Below are 20,668 nucleotides of genomic sequence, written 5' to 3'. Positions count from 1 at the left end.
CGGGGAGTGGGGGAATGTGGAATTGCACGACCTTGACTTTATCATTCCCACCCAACCGGAAACGATATTACAATAAAAATTTTTAAACTCATTAGTCCTCTTTAGAGGACTTTAACTTTGAGGCAGGGAATTCATTCCCTGTCGGACTGTCGGACAGTCGGACTACTAAATTCTCCCATACTTACTTCTGTTTAATTACTACTAAAGTAATGTCATCAAATACTTTTTGCTCCCCGATGTATCGCCGCACGTCGTCAATAATAGCTTGCTTGATTTCTGCTGTTGACTTTTCCCTGTTAAGGGCAACAAGTTCAATCATTGGCTCAATACCGTATTCCTTTTGATTCATATCAAAAGCTTCGGTAATTCCATCTGTGTAGAGTACGACAACATCCCCGGAATTTAACTGTATTTCAGTAGTAGCAATGAAATCGGCAATATCTGGTTCCAAGGCGATGGGAAAGCCTAACTCCATCGTATCAATCCGCTCTACTTCGCCACTGGAACGCACGACAATCACCTCTTCGTGCTGTCCGCTCAAACGCAGGATGTTGTCCCCCCGATATTCCAGCAAAGAAAGGCTCATACTTTTACCGCAATTGATGCGCTCTACGTTGTCAAAAAGCGTTTGGTTGACTGTCTGCAATAATTTAACTGGGTCGGTTTCATTGTGAACCAACAAAGTGCGAATTGCTGTTTGCGCCATAATCATTAACACGCCGCTTTCTAAACCGTGTCCTGTCACATCGCCGATGCCAATTGTGGCTTTACCGCCGTAATTTAGTACGTCGTAGTAGTCGCCGCCAACTTCATCAGCGGGTTCCATGAATGCAGCAATTTCTAGCCCTTCAATAGACTCTAATTCCTGCTGTTGAGGCAAAATCATCTGTTGCAGGCGGCGGGTTACGTCTAGTTCGGCACTCATGCGAAGGTTTTCTACTTTGAGCCGATCGTTCAAAACCAATATTTCTGCATTAGCTTGGGCTAATTGTGCGGTGCGATCTTCTACTTTTTGCTCTAAAGTTCGGTTGTAATCTTCTAATTTTTCGTAGAGAGTTGCATTTTCAATCGAGATCGCAGCTTGAGCCGCAATGATTTTTAAAGTTTCCACTCTTTCCGAGGTAAATGCGCCGATCGCCAAATTATTTTCTAAGTAGAGAATACCACCGAGTTTGCCTTGATTGAGTAGGGGAGTGCAGAGGATCGATTTGGGTTGAGTAGCGGTAATGTAAGAGTCGCGGGTAAATTGTCCTTCATCTGTGGCGTTATTTAATACTACATTTTCGTGGCTGCGAGCGACGTAGTTAACTATGGCGGTTGACAGCAGGGGAATTCCAGTTGCAGGATCTACGGAATCTACGGGAATGGATTGCATAATGGTAATACGATCGCATTCTACTGCTGCTTCGGCTTCAATCGCCCAACTCCCACCTTGATCCAGAATGAGAAAACCTTTTTGGGCCCCTGCGTTTTCAATCACAGTTTTCATCACCTGGTTTAACAATTGTTCGAGAACGATTTCACCGGAGATAGCTTGGGATGCTTTCATTACTGCGGCAAAATCTAGCGCTTCGCCTGATTTTTCACCTGTTGTGGTAATCGGATTCTTGGTATTTTGAGTATCTGTTTTGGTTGAACCAAGCCACTGGAGATATTTTTCATCTAAATCTTCTACTTTGCGTTTTGCTCCCCAAATGTGATAACCTTGGTATGCTTTTTTTAAATAAATTTGGGCGAACTCAGATTTTTCTTCGGCAAACCAAAACTTGGCGGCTAGTTCGTTGGCGAGTGCTTCATCTTGAATAAACTCATTTTCTTTAGCCAATTTAATCGCTCGATCGTATAAATCGCTCGCTTCATACCACTTACCCGATATTCTGGTCATTTCTGCGGCGACTAAAAGATATTTATGTAGAAAATTTTCCGGGCAATTATTTGCCCAGTTTTGCATTTGCGTTTGGTTAGCCTCGATTTGAGTCCAGTATTCTTGTTGCTCTTCTGGAGAAACAGATGGATGGAGTGCAGCTAAAATCAGGGAATAATAAAAGTTGTAAGTAGAAGCTTGAATAGTGCCAGAAATAAACGCTGATAATTCTCGCGCCTTGGCTATCGATGCTAACGCTAATTGCAACTCGCCATATAAATAGAGAACTTGAGCCTTGAAAATGTAATAATAGCAGATTGCGTTTGGGGTTCGGCTAACTTCCTCTGGATTTAGATAGTCGGATTCCTGAATCTCATCGCCACCAAAATCAACTTTATCTTGCGTTTGTCCGAGCAGGTTTTGTAAGATTATTTTCTGTCCCAAGGTACAATCAACAGACCATTGGTTTTTGGTTTTTTGGCAAAAAGGGAGAATGTCAGATGCCTCTTGAGGAAGTAAAGATAGATTTTTGCCTTGGTAAATTCCATTTAATAAAGTATGAGTCATGCTAAAGCCAGCAAATTGAAGCATACCTGACTGTAACCCAGCCTCAATTGATTCTGCGTTAAGACTTTCAGTTTGCTTGATGTGCTTAACCCATGATAAAGAAAAATTGGCAAGAGCATTAGCTGTTTCGCTTAAAGAATATAAATCATCGAACTTTTTACTTAACTGATATCCTAACAACGTGAGTTCGTAACTTAACTGATAGTTTCCTAATATTGCTTGGAATGCACCAAATATACTGTAGCTAATTGCCGATTTGGATGTATGACCGTATTCAACGCTCAGATTGGCAGATTTACTCATTACGACACCGGAAAGCTCTGGAGCGCCTAAGTATGCTGGGGGTTGCATTTTTATCAATAGCTCTAAGGCCATCTGCTTGATCGGGTCTTCCATTTCTGGATTGTCAATCAGCGAAGCAACTTCTCGTTTTCCTAAACTTTCGCTAAACTTAGCTAATTCAGCTTCAACAGCTTTGTCAAAGTCGCGATCTGGAAAGTCGATACCCAATTGCGCTAAAGCTGTTCGACCGATGTGAATCGCCTCCAAGTATTTGCCCTGCATGGTATATAGTTCGATTAGCAAATAATATAATTCCGAGCGTTCTAGCGCTGACTTCACTCTATTAATAGCCAATTCTATAAGCAATTCTGACTCTTGAAAGTTGCTATTGAGATATTCAACCTGGGCTAGGCTTTTATATAAATCCACAGCCATTTTATAATTATTTTTCCCTTTCCATATATTTCCAGGAAAAAATTGCTTTGCCGATATAAAATATTCTCTAGCAGCCGTATATGCAGTAGATTCTTTGGCTTTATAACCTGCCTTGAGATTCAATTGACTCAGATGCACTTTTTCAGCCTTGCTGGCAATCAAGTTTTTTCCTTTATTAAGATGATCGACTATAGCAAAAATATTTTCTTCTTGTGCATCTGAAAGTGTACTTGCAAGTAACAACCTGCCAATTTTAAGATGAACCGTTTGCTTGTGATTGTCATCAATCAAGGTATAGGCGACTTGCTGGACGCGATCGTGTTGAAACTTATAATTCAGGATAACCAAAGAGGCATCGAGGGGATTGTTCAAGGTAGTTTCTAGCGATGAAGCCGGTTGAATCAGCCCGGACTGAATAGCAGGTAGTAAATCTACAAATGTATCTGTCAGGGATTTTTCACAGACTATAGAAAGAGTTTTCAGATCGAAGCTATTCCCAATACAAGCAGCCAGAAGCAATGCTTGCTGAGGCGCATCAGGTAGTTTTTTTAATTTGTCTATCAGCAAATCCACAACATTTTCTGTGATACCTAAAGCCTCGATTTGCGGGATATCCCAGACCCAACAACGCTGTTGCCAATCAAACTTTAATAAATTTTCTTGATATATAGTTTTAAGAAATTCATTGACGAAGAAAGGATTACCTGATGTTTTGCGATAAATTAACTCAGTTAGCGGCTCTACCAGTTCTAGATTGCTGTGGAGAGTATCGGCAATCAATTGAGCGATGTGAGGAGCAGCTAAGGGGGCTAATGTTGTCCTATTGAGAATAACTCCCTCTTTTTCTAAACGATTGAGGGTTAAGATTGAAGGGTGGGTGGGGCTAACTTCACTGTCTCGATAAGCACCAATCAGGAGCAAATATTTCATCTGCTCATCAGTCAACATTAATTCGATAGACTTTAAACTAGCTGCGTCTGCCCACTGTAAGTCATCCAAAAAAATGACCAGTGGATGTGAGCTTTGGCAAAACACCCTAACAAATTTTTGAAACACCAAGTTAAACCGATTTTGCGCCTCCATCGGCTCCAGTTGCTGAATCGGAGGTTGAGGCCCAACTATTAGTTCTACTTCAGGAATCACGTCAACGATGGCTTGACCATTAGAGGCAAATGCTGCCAGTAGTTTTTCACGCCATTCTGATAGCTGTGCTTCATCTTCAGCTAAAATTTGCTGTATGAGAGAGCGAAAAGCAGCAGCAATTGCAGAGTAGGGAATATTGCGCTGTAACTGCTCGAACTTACCAGAAATAAAATAGCCTCGCCGAGCTGTAATTGGCTTGTAGAGTTCCTGTACCAGCACAGACTTACCGATGCCAGAATAGCCGGAAACGAGTACCATCTCAACGCACTTTCGTGTCTGTTCTTCAGAGCTATTTGCTGAGGCTATCCGCGCAAAGTTTGATAATAATATCTCAATTTCTCGCTCTCTACCGTAAAGTTTCTGCGGTATACTTAACCTGTCAGAAAAATCTTGTTGTGCTAGCGGAAAATCTGCAATTTCTCCGCATAGCTGAAACTGTCTGAGGCATTCTTCCATATCTGCAGCGATGCCAAAGGCACTCTGGTAGCGTTCCTCCGCGGTTTTCGCTAACAATTTCACAATCAGGTTAGAAACAACTTTGGGTATATTGGGATCGAGTTCGTGAGGCGGTAGAGGCTGTTTGGCAATGTGGCAGTGTACTAATTCCAAAGCATCGCTTGTATCAAAAGGTAAATAACCAGTTAGTATTCGATAAAATGTCGCCCCCAGAGAGTAAAAGTCTGTAGTGTAGTCGAGGGCCCGATTCATCCGGCCTGTTTGTTCGGGCGACATATAAGCCAGTGTGCCTTCGAGAATATTTGGGTTTTTAATTGTGGGATTTTCCCGCGTAAATAGTGTAGAAATGCCAAAATCAATAATTTTCAGGATATCTGTTTTTAAATTCCAAACAATATTGGCAGGATTGATATCTTTGTGGATAACATTAACAGCATGGATTTCACCTAAAGTCTTCGTTATTTTAATAGCAATAGAAAGAAATTCAGGCAAGCTAAGTTTTCTATCTCTCAGGATAATGTCTAAGGATTCACCTCCAAAGTCTTCTAAAACTATTGCTAGTGTATTCTGATATTTTTGCAAATCATAAGCTCTAATCACTCCATCTATATTCAAGGAACGAGTAATTTCATACTCTTGCTTATATCTGGTTAGCTCCGCAGGGGTAGGATAATCTTCCTTGAGAACCTTGAGAATAACAGGTTGATTGTCATGGCGGTGATTTGCTCGATAAACTAGCGAATTCGAGCTTTCAAAAATTTGGGCGATAATTTGGTAATTAGAAAGAATTTTCATACTTAAGATTTTTCTCAACTAAAAATACAAACAAAAATTATGGTTTTTTAGCACTAATCAGATGATAATAAGCATGAGTTGGTATTGACTGAAAATCAATAAACCCTACTGAGGATAAGATTTCTTCTATTTCCTTTAAAGTATACTGCTTACCTTTCTCATACATCAGTAATATGGCTGACAAACAGGCGACTGTGAGCGGCCCATCTTTTGTGTCATGCAAAGGCATTTCATGCAACAACACTTTCCCGCCCGATTTAAGTACATCGAATGCTCGTCGAGCTAACAAATAGCAATGTTCTAAATCCCAATCGTGAAAAACATTGCCAAATAGAATACCGTCTGGTTCTCCAGGCCACGCATCTTCAAACATATCTCGCGCAACGGTAGTAATCTGTTTTTCTAAGCCATATTGGGCAATATTTTTTTGTGCAATCTCGCATACAGGCTCAAGATCCATAACCGTGCATTGAATCTGCGGATTAAATGCTGCGATCGCGATCGCCAGCGCTCCCGAACCACCTCCCACATCAAGAAGATGCGATATTTGACCGAACACAGGTTGTTTGGCTAAGTTTCCTGCGGTTGGCAGTATCATCATGTGCATCCGATCGATGAAGCTGTGCACCATCTCAATTTTGTGCTGATTCATCGCCACCGCCATCGGCATTGGTGGTTGAGCGCCACCGATTAATTTCATGCGAAGCAGATCCAGATACCATTCATGGGGAGGGCAAAACCCCGTATAGTAAAATGGGCTATCTGGAATCATGTATGTTTTTGCCACCTTTGTCAGGCCAAACCGTCCATCTTTCTGTCTTTCGAGTAATCCAAATGCGGCCAGAACTGCCATGAAAGCTTCAGAGATTATAGGTGTAACTTTGAGGTGTTTGGCAGCATCTTCAATTGTTTGCGGTGCTTCGTCTATCAGCTTAAATAGATTGATTTCTTGCGCTAATGTTATTACTGGCCCGATGATTCTAGAGCAACTGAGATCGAACAGTATACGCTCATCGACTTCGGGAACGGGAAAGGGTTCGTTGAACATATTTATTTAGGAGAAGGGAGTTGGGCCGTTAGGTTTGAATGACATTCAACTGATCCCGTAGAAACGAGCCGGATTTTCCCACAAAATCTTTTCTACAGTTCCCTGGGGCAGTTGCCCCTCAAGAGCAACTACTTGCTCGACAATATCCGATTCGTATTCTCCATGAGGATAATCAGAACCAAAGAGGATGTTATCGGAGCCGATATACTCAATAACTTGAGATAAGTGTGGCTCCGAAGGCTCCATAGAAACAAAACACTGACGGCGGAAATACTCTGAGGGCTTCATCTTCACACGATCTGCCACTTCCCAGCGCGAACTCTCGTATTCTCGATCGAGCCGCCACAACCAGTAGGGCAACCACCCGCCACCTGACTCCAAAAAGCCAACTTTGAGTTGGGGATGGCGTTCCAGTACACCACCTTCAATCAATGTTAGCAGAGCCATCATTTGTTCCATCGGATGGGAACAGGCACGTAAGGCAAAGCGAGTATTAAAGCGATCGGCCCCAGCAGTAGGCAGACGGCTAGGAGTTCCTTCGTGAATGCCTACGGCGATTTCCAACTCCTCGCACTTCGTCCAAAATGGCTCGTAGGCGCGATCGCTCAAAATTCTTCCTTTGACAGGGTTGGGACGCAAAAAGACTGCTTTCCAGCCAAAATCGGCGATTCGTTGTAATTCTGGCACCATCTCTTCTGGATCGTGAAGATTAATGCTGCCCACACCTTTGAGTATTTGGGGATTAAAACTACAGAAATCTCGCAACCAATTATTATAAGCTCGCACAAAAGCACCCACCAATTTAGGTGCCATAGTATTTACCGCAGTGATAAACAGCAGGGATGTGGGATAAATAAATGCCACATCAACCCCCATCTGCATCATGGCTTGTACCTGAATTTGGGGGTCAGCACCAGCCAGGGGCTCGACTTCCAAAAACGGTTTTGCCCATTGACGTAGATATTGCTCGGAGAACTTATTAATAATCGGTTCTCCTTGAATTTTCAGGTCTGGCGAAGGAGCAAAGTGCTTGAAAGCTGGTTCGAGATACTCTTCCCAAATGCTGTGGGGTTCGTAAACGTGAGCATCGGCATCGATAATTTTATAGTTTTTAAACATCTTTTGGGTAAGGGGAAATTATAACCACATTGGAATTGGATTCAGATTATCTTCAGATATTGGTTCGTTTAACCACCCCATTTGTACGGGTACATCATAGAGTCGTCCTGCTCCTAAACGCTTCCAAAAGTGTCGCATTCCAGGCACAATTACCTTGACGACCTTCAACCCAATATCAGGACGAGTTTGATCCAGGACTAACATTTCCATTCCCTTTTGTTCTACGATTTGTTGGCAGCGCTTGATGTCTTCTAGTAGATCGTCACTCCAGTTTTGAGCGTAATCGGCATAAACTTTAGCGCGACTACTTTTGTCGGGAACTAAATAGGGCTGATTATGTAGCGTTGCAGTTTGCCACCAGTTTAATGCTAAGGGTTCCGCTGAGGAGGCGTACTGGGTTTTACCATCGGCGTTAGTTGGTAACACAACACCCAAAATTTGATTGATTTCCGTCAGCGCTCTACTAACAGCAATTTTAGCATCGAAATGAGAACCGAATCCTAAAAGAATATCTTCCGAGTCGCGATCGCAACATTTACTAACAGCAACAAAGGTGGGAATATTCAGATCGCTGGTGACATCCAAAACCCACAAATCCCGATGTATGGACTGATAAGACTCTTCCAGAGAGCGAAAATAAGGTTCATCAAAACTGTCCAAATCCACCTCTGGTCTTTGAATTCGGTTGTACCACCACAGCGCCACGCTATCTCGTTCGACCAATTCCATAAAACCTTGTAATATCGCCTCTTCCAAGGTGTTACCTGCTGCACAGCCGTTCGTATCTGCCCAACAGTCAGGTTTTTCTGGTTTGGGATAGCCAAAGTAACAGTAAGCAGTGGGAAGATACTTAAATTCCTGCTGAGTCAAAGACCAAACAGCCGTCCACTCGATCGCGTTGGTTTGATCAAATGGTTCGGGGACTCTTTGAAAAAGGGTCTGACAACTGGCATTCCAGTTTTGGCGATCGCTATATTGGGATTGGCTGAAATTCATGCAAACATTGGGATGAATTGCGCGATCGCCAAATTGCTGATAAGTTTCTTTAATTCTGATTTCATCTCCCTGGAAAACCCCAGAATATCTCTCTATAGCTTCTCCAAAACCGCTAACTCGCGCCTGAATATCCGTTCTTCCCTTTCCTCCACTTCTACCGCCAATGTTTTGAGCCAATGATCTCAAGTCATCAAACATCGAGATAAAATGATGTTTTGCTACATAATTATGAAAACCATCTAGGCGATCGGGTAACTTTTGTAATTCTCGAATAACCCCCGTGATGGGACTAATATGATGCTGATATTTACTAAGGGTGGCTTCAGGAGAACTGCAACGGTGTCCGCCTTCAGCAGTAAAAGTTTTCTTGCGACTACCCAGAATTAATGGGATTGGTTTTGCACTATTCTGGCTTTTGCTAAATCCGCAAACCGGGCATTGAGGACGCTTGGTGAGAATATGGCTTTGAGTCTCTAAAGTCAAAGTATCGTGAGTAATTAATACCCCTTCCAATCGTTTATTTTCCCGATTCTGAACGATCCATTTTAAGACTTCAATAGCTGTCATCCCCAAAGCCGTTTGCAAGACACCAGGTATTTTCGCTAGGGGTGGCGTCAGCGGTGCTGTATCGTTCGTCCGTCTCTTAAGATACCCTTCAATGGGTCGATTGCATCGCAAGCGTTGCGCCAAACATTCCCAACAGCCCGTTTTTCTGGGATAGAACAGTGGGCCAAGCCAGATAATTGTGCCAATCGGCTTGACAAGTAACCAGGGACGCGATTTTTGTAAGGCAAGCTGATTGAGCGCGGCTAGATCCAGTTGCAGGTAATCATCACACAAAACGACTTGCAAATCGGCATCTTCGCTGACCTGGATTTGGTGCGATTCTAGAGTTTCAATCAATTCAGCAGCGGAAATAGAACCCATTGCCCTCACTGCGACTTTGGTTGTCTGTAAGTGATCGTGTGCGGCTTCCACGCTAATATTCAACTGCTCACAAAAAATCTGTAACGATGGCGACAGCAACTCATCACCGTTGCTCAGATAACCCTGATTTTTTAACTGACTTAGCCCATAGTAGATATAAGATGCCGGCAGGCGATCTTGCAATTGATTGACAATTTCATCAATGCTATGATTTCCATCCAACAACGGAGCTAATTGGGCGTAGATAGGGTCGCTCAGTACAGCCGCATTCCTTTCCGACAAAAGGAAAACTCCTTCTGTTCTTTCTGTCTCGATGCGAAAGCAATCCTTAAATTTTGGCTTGTAATCGCGATACATTCTGTAAGCAAATTTATTGTATTAATTTAAGTATTTTTTGTACGTTGTTGCGCTTTAGCGCTAAAGCGCAACAACCTACCTAACCACTTACTCATCAACTGGTGCTGAGATTACGACCTTAGCAAAGGCAGGTGGGAATATAGGGATTAGGAGGAGTGTACCCTCCATCTCCGACGCCCTGACTCCAATCGCGCAACTCAGATACCGTCAAAACCGATGGACTGAGTGCGGGGCGAGGTGGATAAGCTATTACCATCACAAACTTTTTCTTGTCGTTATTGTAACCAGCCAACCAGCCATTAAATCGATCGACAGTTACCACCCAGACAAAATTTTGAGTCAACTCTTTCGTAAAAACATACGGCTTTTGATTATTGGTAAGCTGCTGGTAAAGCTTAGGCAACGTTAAGTCACTCACCGATATGTCTCCAGTCAAATATTGAGACAGACGATCGCTCTGTGCCATTATTTGATCGACAAACATACCCGGACAGTAATGCTCCTGAATGCAGGTACGGGCTAACTCTTTGACTGCATTGATAAACTCTTGTCGGAGATTTTCCTGCGCTTCGTTTGGCTTATTTTCGGTATACTCATGAGGCTCAAGCCAAGACCAAGCAACCAATTGCGACCATTGAGCGGCGAATTGCTGTGTTGTCTCAGTTAGGTCAAACCCCATTTCTTTGAGCAGATTCTTTAGCTCATCTTCAGCTTTAGTTGGCTGATCTGGACTGACTAAGCTTTGGATTGTATTGAATTCAGACATTGCTATCTTCTCCTTAAGATTGTAGCTATATGGATGATATGTTGCTCTCTCGAAACCTTTGCTTCTCAATCAAAGCTAAGTTCAGGAATTGGGTTTACCATCGCTTGATACATTATTTCTCGAACTTTTAGCACGTTGCAATAGAAAACTAAAATCTGACATGGCTTTTTCAGAAGTACCCCTAGAACTTGGTAGTGTTGCAGTGACGTGGCAACCAATACAGGAATCACCGTTGACCTGGGTTTGGGAATAAGCTTCCATAGCTACATTGAATAGCGGTCCTGGTGTAGTCCCCGTTCTACTGTTTGATATTAACTTATCATTTGTCAAAGACGTAAGTTGACTAGCAGTAGGAGGATTTTGCACCCATTGAGTTCCCACAAGTTGATAGTATTGCCATACAGAATTCCCATCCACTTTTCGGAATTCTTGCTGCCAATTTTTGTTCTGTTGTTGGAGAGATTTCTTTACAGAGTCACTGAGTTGGTTGCTTCTGCAATTGCGCTGTTCGGAGAGTCGTACAGCCTGGGTAGGAATTTGCGGCTTTATTTTCCCATCCTGGGATTTCGTCACCGCATGGGGAGATTGATCGCGCCAAAGAAAAGGCCATTCTACGTATGGATAGTTAGGTAGGCAAGACCCCTTATTTGGATCGTTTGGATCGCAATCTGGGTTGGATAGGGTTGGTTTCAATCCTAGAGGCCCATTATCCACTTTGAGATTATCCACCTGTTCAAAGGTAGCCCAAACCCATCCAGGAGTTGAACTTTGCTGTTTAGGTATTTTATAGGCAATATGGAAGCCAATCAGTCCCACTTCAATTTCCTGAAGTACAGGATCGTCAGTACCACAATTATCGGTAGTACAAACATATTGTTCTTTAGGAATTGCTAATACCCGCTTTGTGGTATAGTAACGACCTTTTTCCTCTGCGCTAGATTTTTTATCAAAAACGCGCCAAGCTGCCTTAACTTCTATGGGTGCATCTATACTTGAATGGGTGGATTTAAACTCTAACTTTTCCTTTTGGTTGTACTCAGCCAATTTGCTAGCATCGTACCATTTATTATCCACAATTTGCTTGAATTCATTTGGGTTCAAATGACTCTCGACTATTATGTAATTTCCTTGTTTATCGACAAGAGGAATGTTGTTGAGCAACAAATTATTTTCTTCATCGCTAACCTCAATTTTTGCTGGGCACTCCTTACTCTTAATAACTTTTTCGATCCAAGCACGGCTATTTTGTAAATTTTTTCGCAATTCCTCATTTTCTGGCGAACCCGATCCTTGCCCCTTGATTAAGTCTAAGTTTAAGGTTCTTATTGCAAAAGGGTTGGGTGTATTTAGCAAAGGGTTTTCACCATTAGGAAGAAACACTTCTTCAGGAGTTCGATAAAATTCCCATACACGTGGAGCGAGCGGTGCTTGACCCAAGGCAAGTTCCTTTAATGACCTGGCGTCATTAGCAGGCCAATTCAAAGTTACAAATGTTCTCCAAGCGATGTCGGCAAAAGCAAACGCATTATTAGAAAGAGGGCTTTGTGGCAGCTCTTTGAAATTTTCCAGCTTTATAGGTGGAGGTGAATAGCCGCTATCAAATACTCCCATAGCACGATAGGAGGCTACAAACCCTGAAAAAACAGAAATAATTGTTACGAGGCATAATAAACTCAGGAACCGAATAATCTTCATAGCTCTTTTGTTACTCCTGATAATCCCGAATGGTATCAATTGCTACTGAAACGATCGCCAAAATACTGCCTATAAAACTCGCAACTCACCGTCGCGAGATTGGCTTGTAAATTTACCAACCCCATACTTTCCAACTTAAATGCCTCCACTACATCCTATTCTACAGGTGTGCTGCTTTTTACCACTCGCATGAATGCTGCCAGCAACTATGGCTCCATTTCGGTTCATTTAAGCTCGATCCGCCCTAGCCCCCCTCCTTAAAAAAGGGGGGGACAAGAACTTACTCTTGCGTCCCCCAACAATCAGCAGGGCGGTTTCATTCTCACCAAAATCGCGATTTTGACTCTTGTAGTGCCAAGAATGCCTACCCTCCCACAGACGATTTCACGGCGTTTCAGACATGGGGGCAGCCCCTACAAGAGAATGAAACAACCATCTCCTGTGCGGTGTAGTCGCACAGGAGATGTTGTGAACCGCGGTTTAGTCCTGACCAACTTTATTGCTAAATTCTCACTGCAAAAGATGCTGCTAATTCCCGTTCTGGTTCCATACCAACTGTAGGCGGCATGGAACGATTTGCTACTTGCTCAATTAGTTGTAAATGTTGCGGCAGCATTTTAGCTAAACTGTAGCGTTCTAGGGCGGTTTGACGGGCTTTGATGCGAATTTCTGCCATGCGGGTAGGATGGTCTAAAACTTCATCAATGCGATCGGCTACTTGTTTCGGTGAGAAGTAATCGACTAGCAAACCGTTCTCTCCGTCGCGGATAACTTCTCTGACTGGCCCTGTGTCGGAACCGATTACTAAACATCCTGTTGATAAAGATTCAATCATCGACCAAGATAGTACAAAAGGTCTGGTCAAATAAACGTGTACGTCGGATGCTTGAATTACTTTTAAATACAGTCCGTAAGGTAGGGGCCCGACAAAGTGAACTCGCGACAAGTCTAGGGGGACTTTTTTGAGCATATAGTCTTTGTAAGACTCGCCGTTGGGTAAAGAACGCCCATAACAAACTCTTTCTGAACCAACGATTACGACGTGACAATTGGGGCGGCGTTCTTGTACATAGGCGATCGACTCAATGAATTCAGGAAAACCCCGGTAAGGTTCCATTCCCCGCGATACGTAGGTGACAATTTCATCAACGCCAGACAAGTCTAAGTTAGGCAAAACCAGTTTAGCACCGGGGTCTGGTTTGAAGTAATCGGTATCTACGCCGTCGTGGAGTGTGGATAATTTTTGTTGTAGTTCTGGCGGAAATTGCGATCGCTGCCAATAAGTGGGCGACAAACCCCAATCACAAGAGTATAAATCGATCAGAATCGGCGCATTTTTGATTCTAATTCTGGCCATATCGTCAACTGTTAAAGGTTCCGCTGGGTCAAAATCTGCGTCGGAACCAATAGCATGATAAAACCACTCGAAATAGCACAAAAGTGGTGTATTTGGAAAAGCTTCTTTGACAAATAATGTCGGCCCCCAACCGGAATGTCCGCAGATAATATCAGGTACGAAACCGTCTGCTTTGAGTTGTTCTGCCATTCTAAATACGGCTTGTCCGTAGATGACGGCACTTTCTAAAGGGCGGACGTATTGGTGAGTCTGCGCGTGGGGTTCCCGGCTGGGGGTAAATGCTGCTTTGCGAACGCCGGGAATGTTCCACTCTGGGCGCTCGTTTTTAGTGCCGAAGACAATTTGATTTTTGGGATCTGCGCCTAAAGCCGTGATAATGTGGCGGTATTGGGCGGGGAAGTTGGGATGGAGAAATAATGCTTTCATTGTCAGTTGTCTGTTGACTGTTGACTGTTGACTGTTGACTGTTGTCTGTTGACTGATAACAATCTAAAATCTAAAATCGATTGACTGTTGACTGTTGACTGTTGACTGTTGACTGATAACAATCTAAAATCTAAAATCTAAAATCGATTGACTGTTGACTGTTGACTGTTGGAATAGAATATTTTGAGGCGGCTAAAAAGCTTTAATTTTATTCATTGGGTGTTGGTGCTTTGCAGATCCAGACACAATCTCGCGGTACTGAAGATGTATTTTTCAGGATGATTTCATAGTTTAAATGATGGAGAAATCTTTCCATAATTGTATCAGTCATAACTGAAAATGCTGTGCCGTCTCTGTGTCCTAGCAAGTTTTTGTCCCACTCGCTGGCGAATTTTTGCCACCCTAATTCGCTAAAAATATTTGTGTGGTGAAACACGCAAATTCGATCGCCCTGCAGCAGTTTGGGAATTCGAGTCAGGTAGTTGAATATATCTACCGGCTCTACGTGTACCATTGTATCGTAACAAAAGCAGACATCGGCTGAACCTGGAGCGATGCCGTCTAATGTTAAACCGTCGAGTTTGACGTAAGAAACGCGATCGTCTCCCAAGCGCGATCGCGCCGCTTGCAGCATTTGACTGGAAATGTCGGCACAAATTAGTCGATCGCAATATTTCAGCAGCAGCGAACCGGTTTTTCCGCCGCCGATACCAATTTCTAAAACCGTATGTTCTTTTTTGATGTACGGTGCAATAAATTGCTGTTCTATCAGCGCTTCGTATTCGGCTAAGGAGTTGGCGGCACCGGCAGCTTTACCTATCCATTCGTCGCCAATATGGGCAAGTTCGGCATTAGTTTTTTGCCACTGTTGGGCGTAACTGTCCCAGGCCCTTTCATAATCTACTCTTGGGCGATCGGTCATTTTATCATCGTTCATTTTTGATTATTTTATAGTATTGATGGCTCAATTTCCAATATGTTCCGCAATTCTTGGCAAATTATATTAAATCCTGCCAAAAGTCTACGAGGTGAGTTACTGCCCTTCACGGGCGGGGACGCTGGGACTGTAAAATGACTAATGACGGCTGAAATATGCTTCGCAGAAAATCTCTGCATAAGCTTGAGTCATTTCCTCAAAAGTATTAAGTGAATCCAAGACATATTTAGCGTTTTCAGCTAACTGCTGCCGCAAAGATTTATCCTCCAATAAGGTAATCAAAGCTGCAACTAATTCGTCCGGGCGATCGGGCGTATAAAACAAACCATTAATTCCAGGCCGCACTTGTTCTTTAATTCCAAAAACCGGCGATGTAACAATTGGCAAATCGCAGACCATCGCCTCCAAAATCACTCTGGGAAAACTTTCAACGCGAGAAGTGCAAACAAAAATATCAGCAGCTTTGTAATATTTTCCCGTCTCCCCAGTTTCCGGGACTACTGTCACCCTTTGCCGCAACTCTTCTGGTAATTCCCCCACCAACTCGGCTAATTTATTGCTGTAAATACTCGGGCGATCGCCCACAATAAAACATCTAATCTTATTGTGCCATTTATCAGGTAAAAGTGAAAGTGCCTTAACTAAATCCTGCTGGCCTTTGCGTTCGCATACCGTTCCCAGCAGCAAAATTACCACATCTTCCGCTGCAACACCTAAAGTTTTTCTAGCCAATTCAGAATTCTCCGAATTTTCCAGTTTGCTCAAATCTAAGCCGTTGTGAATCACTGTAAAATTGTGGTGGCTGTTGAGAGGCAAATACCTATCCCGCGTGGCATCTGCCACAAAAATCACTTTGTAAGGAAAGCGAAAACACTCTAAAGCTCTCGCCGCAATCTCCGAACCAAACCTGTTAAAATAAGTTTGCCAAGGTTCGCTTTCGTGCACGTTCCACACTGTAGGAGTTCCGAGTTGCCGCGCGGCATCAACTACAAAAAAGTTTTCTAAAGTATTGGCATAAATTGCATCTACTTTTAAACTGGCAATTTCTGTGCTAAAACTGCGGATAGCTTCATCATAAGCATCGCGCTGATAGATGTGTTCGAGAGGATTGTCGCGCACAATTACTTCAATTCCATGCTGTTCGTAAGCTTGACGCAGGGGCCCGTCTGTTACGCAAAGTACGATCGGCTTAATCACACCCTCAGCCGCCAATTTCACCGCGATTTCGTACTGATGCAGCGGCGCCCCAGTGAAATCCAGCGAATTGCTGCACATCAAAACTTTGACACGATTAACAAAACCATTGGCTGCTTCCAACCAACCAGAATCACTAAATTTGCGTTCTTCCTTCTCGGTTACATCCGTTACATCCGTTACAAAATCCGTTGCCGAACCTTCTTCCTTCATAAAAACCCGTCGAGGTTGAATATGAAAATACTCATCTTCTAAAGACAAGTGCGGACTATAAAAACTGTCATTTTTCCCCGCATACTTACGCCTAAAAGCCGCCACTTCTTGAGGATTGTCGGTAAAACCCCTAGAAGTTCCCTCTTTGTGCAACAACTCCGCATCGGGACAATATACGCACCGATAACCGCGTTCTAACAATCGGTATCCGTAATCTGCATCATTGTAAGCAACAGCAAAATTCTCCTCATCAAAACCGCCCAATTCTAAGAACAATTGACGCGGAGTAATCGTGCAAGCGGCTGTTACCGCAGAGTAATTTCGCGTTACCATCGCTTGAGAAAGATAGCCTCGATTATTCTTGTCCATCAGCTTAAAAGCATGACCAGCCAAACCGTGATGCAGCCCGTGAATTACGCCCGCGTGCTGAATTCTGCCGTCGGGATATAAAAGCCTCGCGCCGACTGCACCCACGCCCGCGATTTGAGCGTATCCCACCATTTGACTCAGCCAGCGCGGGTTAATTACTTCAGTATCGTTGTTCAAAAACAACACATATTCGCTGTCAACTTGTTCCGCAGCGCGGTTGTTAATTGCTGCAAAACTAAACTTGCCGCCAGGATTTTTTATCCGCAAAACTTGGCAACTTAATTCCTTTAAGTATTCCAGAGTTTTCGGGTCGTCGCTTTCGTTGTCGATGACGGCAACTTGATAATTTTTGTATGTTGTAGTTTGTAGAGAATCCAGACAGGCTTTCAGCAATTTGAGCTGATTTTTAGTAGGAATAATTACCGTTACTGATGGGCCGTTATCCGGGAAATCCTGGGCAAATATCCCCAAATTTTCTTTAATCGCCCATGCGTGCTGAGCGACATTGCCGTTAATTTGGCGGCGGTTTAGTGCGTCTTGAATGGCTTTTTGACCTGCGGAAAAACTGGCGGGTTTCGCGGCCCCAGATATGGCTGTAGAACCGGGTGCGGTTCGCCAGTGATACAGCACTAGCGGCAGGTGGGCGACGTGGCGAGAAACTTCGGTGGCTCTCAAGGCAAAATCGTAATCTTGCGAGCCTTCAAAACCTATCCGTAAACCGCCTATTTCTTCAAAAATGTGTCTTCTCACGGCGCACAAATGACCTAGATACATATAGGAAAGCAGCAGTTCCGGCGACCATTCCGGTTTGAATTGCGGGGCGAATCGGCGACCTTTAGTGTCGATTTTGTCGTCGTCGGAATAGAGAAAATCGGTGGCTGGATGGGTGGCAAAATATAGGGCGACTTCGCCTAATGCGTCGGGAGTTAGTTCGTCGTCGTTGTCTAAAAACAGGATGATGTCGCCTGTTGCGAGGGCGGCGGCGCTGTTGGTTGCTGCGCTGATGTTGCCGTTTTCTGTGCGAAATGTGATGCGGATACGATCGTCCTTTTGAACCCAGCTTTTCAAAGTGTCAGCAACAGTGAAATCGGTGCTGCAATCGTCGGCAATGCAGAGTTCCCAGTTGGCATAAACTTGATTGATTACACTGTCGATCGCACTTTCGAGAAAATCTATCTGCGGATTGTAAACTGGCATTACTACCGAAATTTTTGGCAGGGGTTCCCGGCAGGATTTTAACCTAGAAATCAAGTAATCGCGTGCGCGATCGTTCCACTGATTCACCTCCAGCCATGCGTCATATCTATCAATGGGTTGAGGCACCACAAAACCCGCCGGTGGCAGTAAATCTCCCGGCGCACTAAACTGTTTTTGCTGCCGATAAATCTTCCCCAACTGGCGGAGCACTTTCACAATTTCCCAGGGCAAGGGCACAATTCTACCAAGACGCTGTTTTCTCTCCTTCGCCCGCTGCTGAATTGCGGCTGTAAACCTTGATAACTCCTCAAATTTATCTGCACTTCGCTGCCAGATATGGTAGCGCCGCACTGTCAATTTTTTAGGCGCTTGAAAAGACAAAATTTCCCCGCTTTCTAACTCAGCTTGCAGAGAAACGTGCCATTCCCCTGGCGGCAAATCGACAAGGGCCTCAAAACCGCTTTCCGAACTGTTAACCCAGTCAGGAAACACTTCGCCGACATCTTTTCGCCGCAAACCGTAGGCGCATTCTACAGAAGTATCGCCGCACAACAAGCTTAATTTAGCAATTTTGCGATCGTGGTGGCAGCACCAACCAGCAAACAAAATTTGACCCTGACGCTGTTCCCACACCACCGGTACATCTAACGATGCTTGAATCGTTGAAACTAACAACGGATAAGCTGCCAAAAGATGCCATTTACCTCGATCGTCTTGGGCTTCCAGTAGCACTTCGTGTCGTCCGGCCGGCGCTTCCAATTGAATTGTAAAACCTGATTTATTCGCAGCGGGAATATTAGAATGTGCTAGCGCTATATCACTTCTCTCTATGCCGTAAACGCCTACGAAACTCTGGTTTTTAATTCTGACGCGGACTGCTGTAGTCTCTCTTTTTTGGTTAAAAACCCAGCCAACAATTAGCAGGTTGGAATCACAAACTTGCCAAGTAGTGGGTTGATCTAACGAAAAAATAAATTTAGGGAACAAGTCGCGGATTTTTCGCTGAACTTCCCACAACTTTTCTCTCACTTGCCACCATATTGAAGACTTGATTATAGCAAGTTCTGCCCGAAAAATTTCATTTTCCTGGCGGGAGTTTTCTAATCTTTCCTGAGTTTGACTTTGTGCTGTTTCTAGCTGAATTAACTCAGCTAACTTTTGCTGCAATATAAATTCAGTCTCTTCAAATTGTACCTGAGTTTCCCCTAATTCTGCTTCTAATTTTAAGACTTTCGCTAAAGCTATTTGAAATTGCGATTCTTTGCCGGCAAGCTGTACCTGAGTTTGTCCTAATTCTGTTTCTAATCCCAGGAGTTTCGCTAACGCTTCTTGAAATTGCGATTCTTTGCCTGCAAGCTGTACCTGAGTTTGCCCTAATTCTGCTTCTAATTTTAAGACTTTTGTTAAAGCTTCTTGAAATTGCGCTTCTTTGCCTGCAAGCTGTACCTGAGTTTGTCCTAATTCTGTTTCTAATCCGAGGAGTTTTGCTAAAGCTTCTTGAAAATTTGATTCTTTGCCTGCAAGCTGTACTTGAGTTGCTCCTAATTCTGTCTCTAATCCCAACACTTTCGCCTGAGCCTGGTGAAATTGTTCTTGCCACTGTTTGAGTTCGGAAGAGCTGGTTTTTTGCTGTTTTTCCAGCAATCGGATTTTTAGCCAATCTTCAAAGGGCCAGATTGGAGATGCTGGGAAATGAATAACTTGATCGATCGCATCTTTCGATTCGCTGCTGAGATTGCCAGCTTGGGTTTCCAAAAGTTCATATAGTTCTAATGCTTCGGGAAAATATTTTTCTATTAAACTCGGTCTGTGACTTTTGACAATATCGTTGACTAATAAAGATTCTTCAAAATTGTCGCCCGGTATCGCACCTAAGTTAACATTAAATTTTTCGTTGACTCGATCGAGGAAAAGTTCAGGAGTGTTGCCGATGGGGTAAACGTTGGCTAGGAGACAGCGATGGGGGAAACGTTCGTAAAGTTCTAAAACTTTTTGATTGTAGTGAATCCACATTTTTACTGCCATTTCGGGATTTTGCAGCAAGCTGACATCGGTTCCCCGGCGGTAAAGGGAATCGACTACTTCCCAGGGCGATCGATAAACACAGATAAAATTAGCTTCGGGGAGTAAAGTCAGCCAAAAATCCCAAAAAAGGGCTGTTCGCGGGTCTTTCCAACCCCAATGTTTGTGAGTTTGTTGATTTTGGTCGATCGCCCTTTTGGCGATTTCGACGTATTCTGGTGCTACCGGAATCGTTTTTTCAAACGTACATCCGAGTTCATCAATACCGTGCGATCGCAAAACACTTTTGTGAAACTCCACAAAATCAACATTCTCGAAATGACCTTTCACATTTCCGTCGGCCGGGCCCACTAACTTTTTGCCAATATCAACCCCAACTTTCTGAAACAAAGAAGCTGTTAAAGACGTACCGGAACGGTGCATTCCGGTAACAATAAAAACCGACGGTTTGCTGTCATTTGTACTCACAATTTATCTCCCGCGCCCTAATACCCACACCAACC

The 20,668-nt window shown here is 43.6% G+C and carries 10 protein-coding genes; all 10 read right to left on the bottom strand.

Annotated features, from left to right (window positions below; genetic code table 11):
• Nucleotides 1-181 precede the first annotated feature (181 nt).
• The 10 genes from QUA34_RS10370 to QUA34_RS10325 all read right to left on the bottom strand — a co-directional run bounded on the left by QUA34_RS10370 (nucleotide 182) and on the right by QUA34_RS10325 (nucleotide 20,633).
• Nucleotides 182-5,542 (bottom strand): AAA family ATPase, encoded by a 5,361-nt coding sequence (locus tag QUA34_RS10370; protein ID WP_333386278.1) that lies wholly within the window; start codon nucleotides 5,540-5,542, stop codon nucleotides 182-184.
• Nucleotides 5,543-5,579: 37 nt separating this feature from the next.
• On the bottom strand, nucleotides 5,580-6,590 hold the full coding sequence (locus QUA34_RS10365) for a methyltransferase (RefSeq protein WP_333386275.1): 1,011 nt from the start codon (nucleotides 6,588-6,590) through the stop codon (nucleotides 5,580-5,582).
• A 45-nt stretch (nucleotides 6,591-6,635) separates the two neighbouring features.
• The gene (locus QUA34_RS10360) at nucleotides 6,636-7,709 is read right to left on the bottom strand and encodes an amidohydrolase family protein (protein ID WP_333386272.1); all 1,074 of its coding nucleotides are present in this window, start codon (nucleotides 7,707-7,709) and stop codon (nucleotides 6,636-6,638) included.
• 18 nt (nucleotides 7,710-7,727) lie between these two features.
• On the bottom strand, nucleotides 7,728-9,989 hold the full coding sequence (locus QUA34_RS10355; RefSeq protein WP_333386270.1) for a TOMM precursor leader peptide-binding protein: 2,262 nt from the start codon (nucleotides 9,987-9,989) through the stop codon (nucleotides 7,728-7,730).
• 118 nt (nucleotides 9,990-10,107) lie between these two features.
• Nucleotides 10,108-10,755, bottom strand: coding sequence for a hypothetical protein (locus QUA34_RS10350; RefSeq protein ID WP_333326703.1), 648 nt, complete (start codon nucleotides 10,753-10,755; stop codon nucleotides 10,108-10,110).
• Nucleotides 10,756-10,836: 81 nt separating this feature from the next.
• Entirely contained in the window at nucleotides 10,837-12,450 is a 1,614-nt protein-coding gene (locus tag QUA34_RS10345; protein WP_333326705.1) for a hypothetical protein, read from the bottom strand.
• A gap of 35 nt (nucleotides 12,451-12,485) precedes the next feature.
• Nucleotides 12,486-12,599, bottom strand: a complete 114-nt coding sequence (locus QUA34_RS10340; protein ID WP_333326707.1) for an AAA-like domain-containing protein — start codon at nucleotides 12,597-12,599, stop codon at nucleotides 12,486-12,488.
• 353 nt (nucleotides 12,600-12,952) lie between these two features.
• A complete protein-coding gene (locus QUA34_RS10335; protein WP_333073645.1) occupies nucleotides 12,953-14,233 on the bottom strand; it encodes a glycosyltransferase family 4 protein in 1,281 nt (426 codons plus the stop codon).
• A 208-nt stretch (nucleotides 14,234-14,441) separates the two neighbouring features.
• Nucleotides 14,442-15,170, bottom strand: a complete 729-nt coding sequence (locus QUA34_RS10330) for a class I SAM-dependent methyltransferase (RefSeq protein WP_333386266.1) — start codon at nucleotides 15,168-15,170, stop codon at nucleotides 14,442-14,444.
• Nucleotides 15,171-15,308: 138 nt separating this feature from the next.
• A complete protein-coding gene (locus QUA34_RS10325) occupies nucleotides 15,309-20,633 on the bottom strand; it encodes a glycosyltransferase (RefSeq protein ID WP_333386263.1) in 5,325 nt (1,774 codons plus the stop codon).
• Nucleotides 20,634-20,668: the final 35 nt, after the last annotated feature.

The sequence above is a fragment of the Microcoleus sp. POL10_C6 genome, from assembly GCF_036701585.1.
GTDB lineage: Bacteria > Cyanobacteriota > Cyanobacteriia > Cyanobacteriales > Microcoleaceae > Microcoleus.
The sequence above is the reverse complement of the archived record's forward strand: the minus strand, read 5'-3'. Positions and strand labels throughout refer to the sequence as shown.

What these genes read in the sequence shown, in the direction of transcription:
- QUA34_RS10345 (WP_333326705.1), bottom strand. Translation starts at nt 12,450, where the DNA reads ATGAAGATTATTCGGTTCCTGAGTTTATTATGCCTCGTAACAATTATT.
- QUA34_RS10370 (WP_333386278.1), bottom strand. Translation starts at nt 5,542, where the DNA reads ATGAAAATTCTTTCTAATTACCAAATTATCGCCCAAATTTTTGAAAGC.
- QUA34_RS10355 (WP_333386270.1), bottom strand. Translation starts at nt 9,989, where the DNA reads ATGTATCGCGATTACAAGCCAAAATTTAAGGATTGCTTTCGCATCGAG.
- QUA34_RS10365 (WP_333386275.1), bottom strand. Translation starts at nt 6,590, where the DNA reads ATGTTCAACGAACCCTTTCCCGTTCCCGAAGTCGATGAGCGTATACTG.
- QUA34_RS10330 (WP_333386266.1), bottom strand. Translation starts at nt 15,170, where the DNA reads ATGAACGATGATAAAATGACCGATCGCCCAAGAGTAGATTATGAAAGG.
- QUA34_RS10335 (WP_333073645.1), bottom strand. Translation starts at nt 14,233, where the DNA reads ATGAAAGCATTATTTCTCCATCCCAACTTCCCCGCCCAATACCGCCAC.
- QUA34_RS10360 (WP_333386272.1), bottom strand. Translation starts at nt 7,709, where the DNA reads ATGTTTAAAAACTATAAAATTATCGATGCCGATGCTCACGTTTACGAA.
- QUA34_RS10350 (WP_333326703.1), bottom strand. Translation starts at nt 10,755, where the DNA reads ATGTCTGAATTCAATACAATCCAAAGCTTAGTCAGTCCAGATCAGCCA.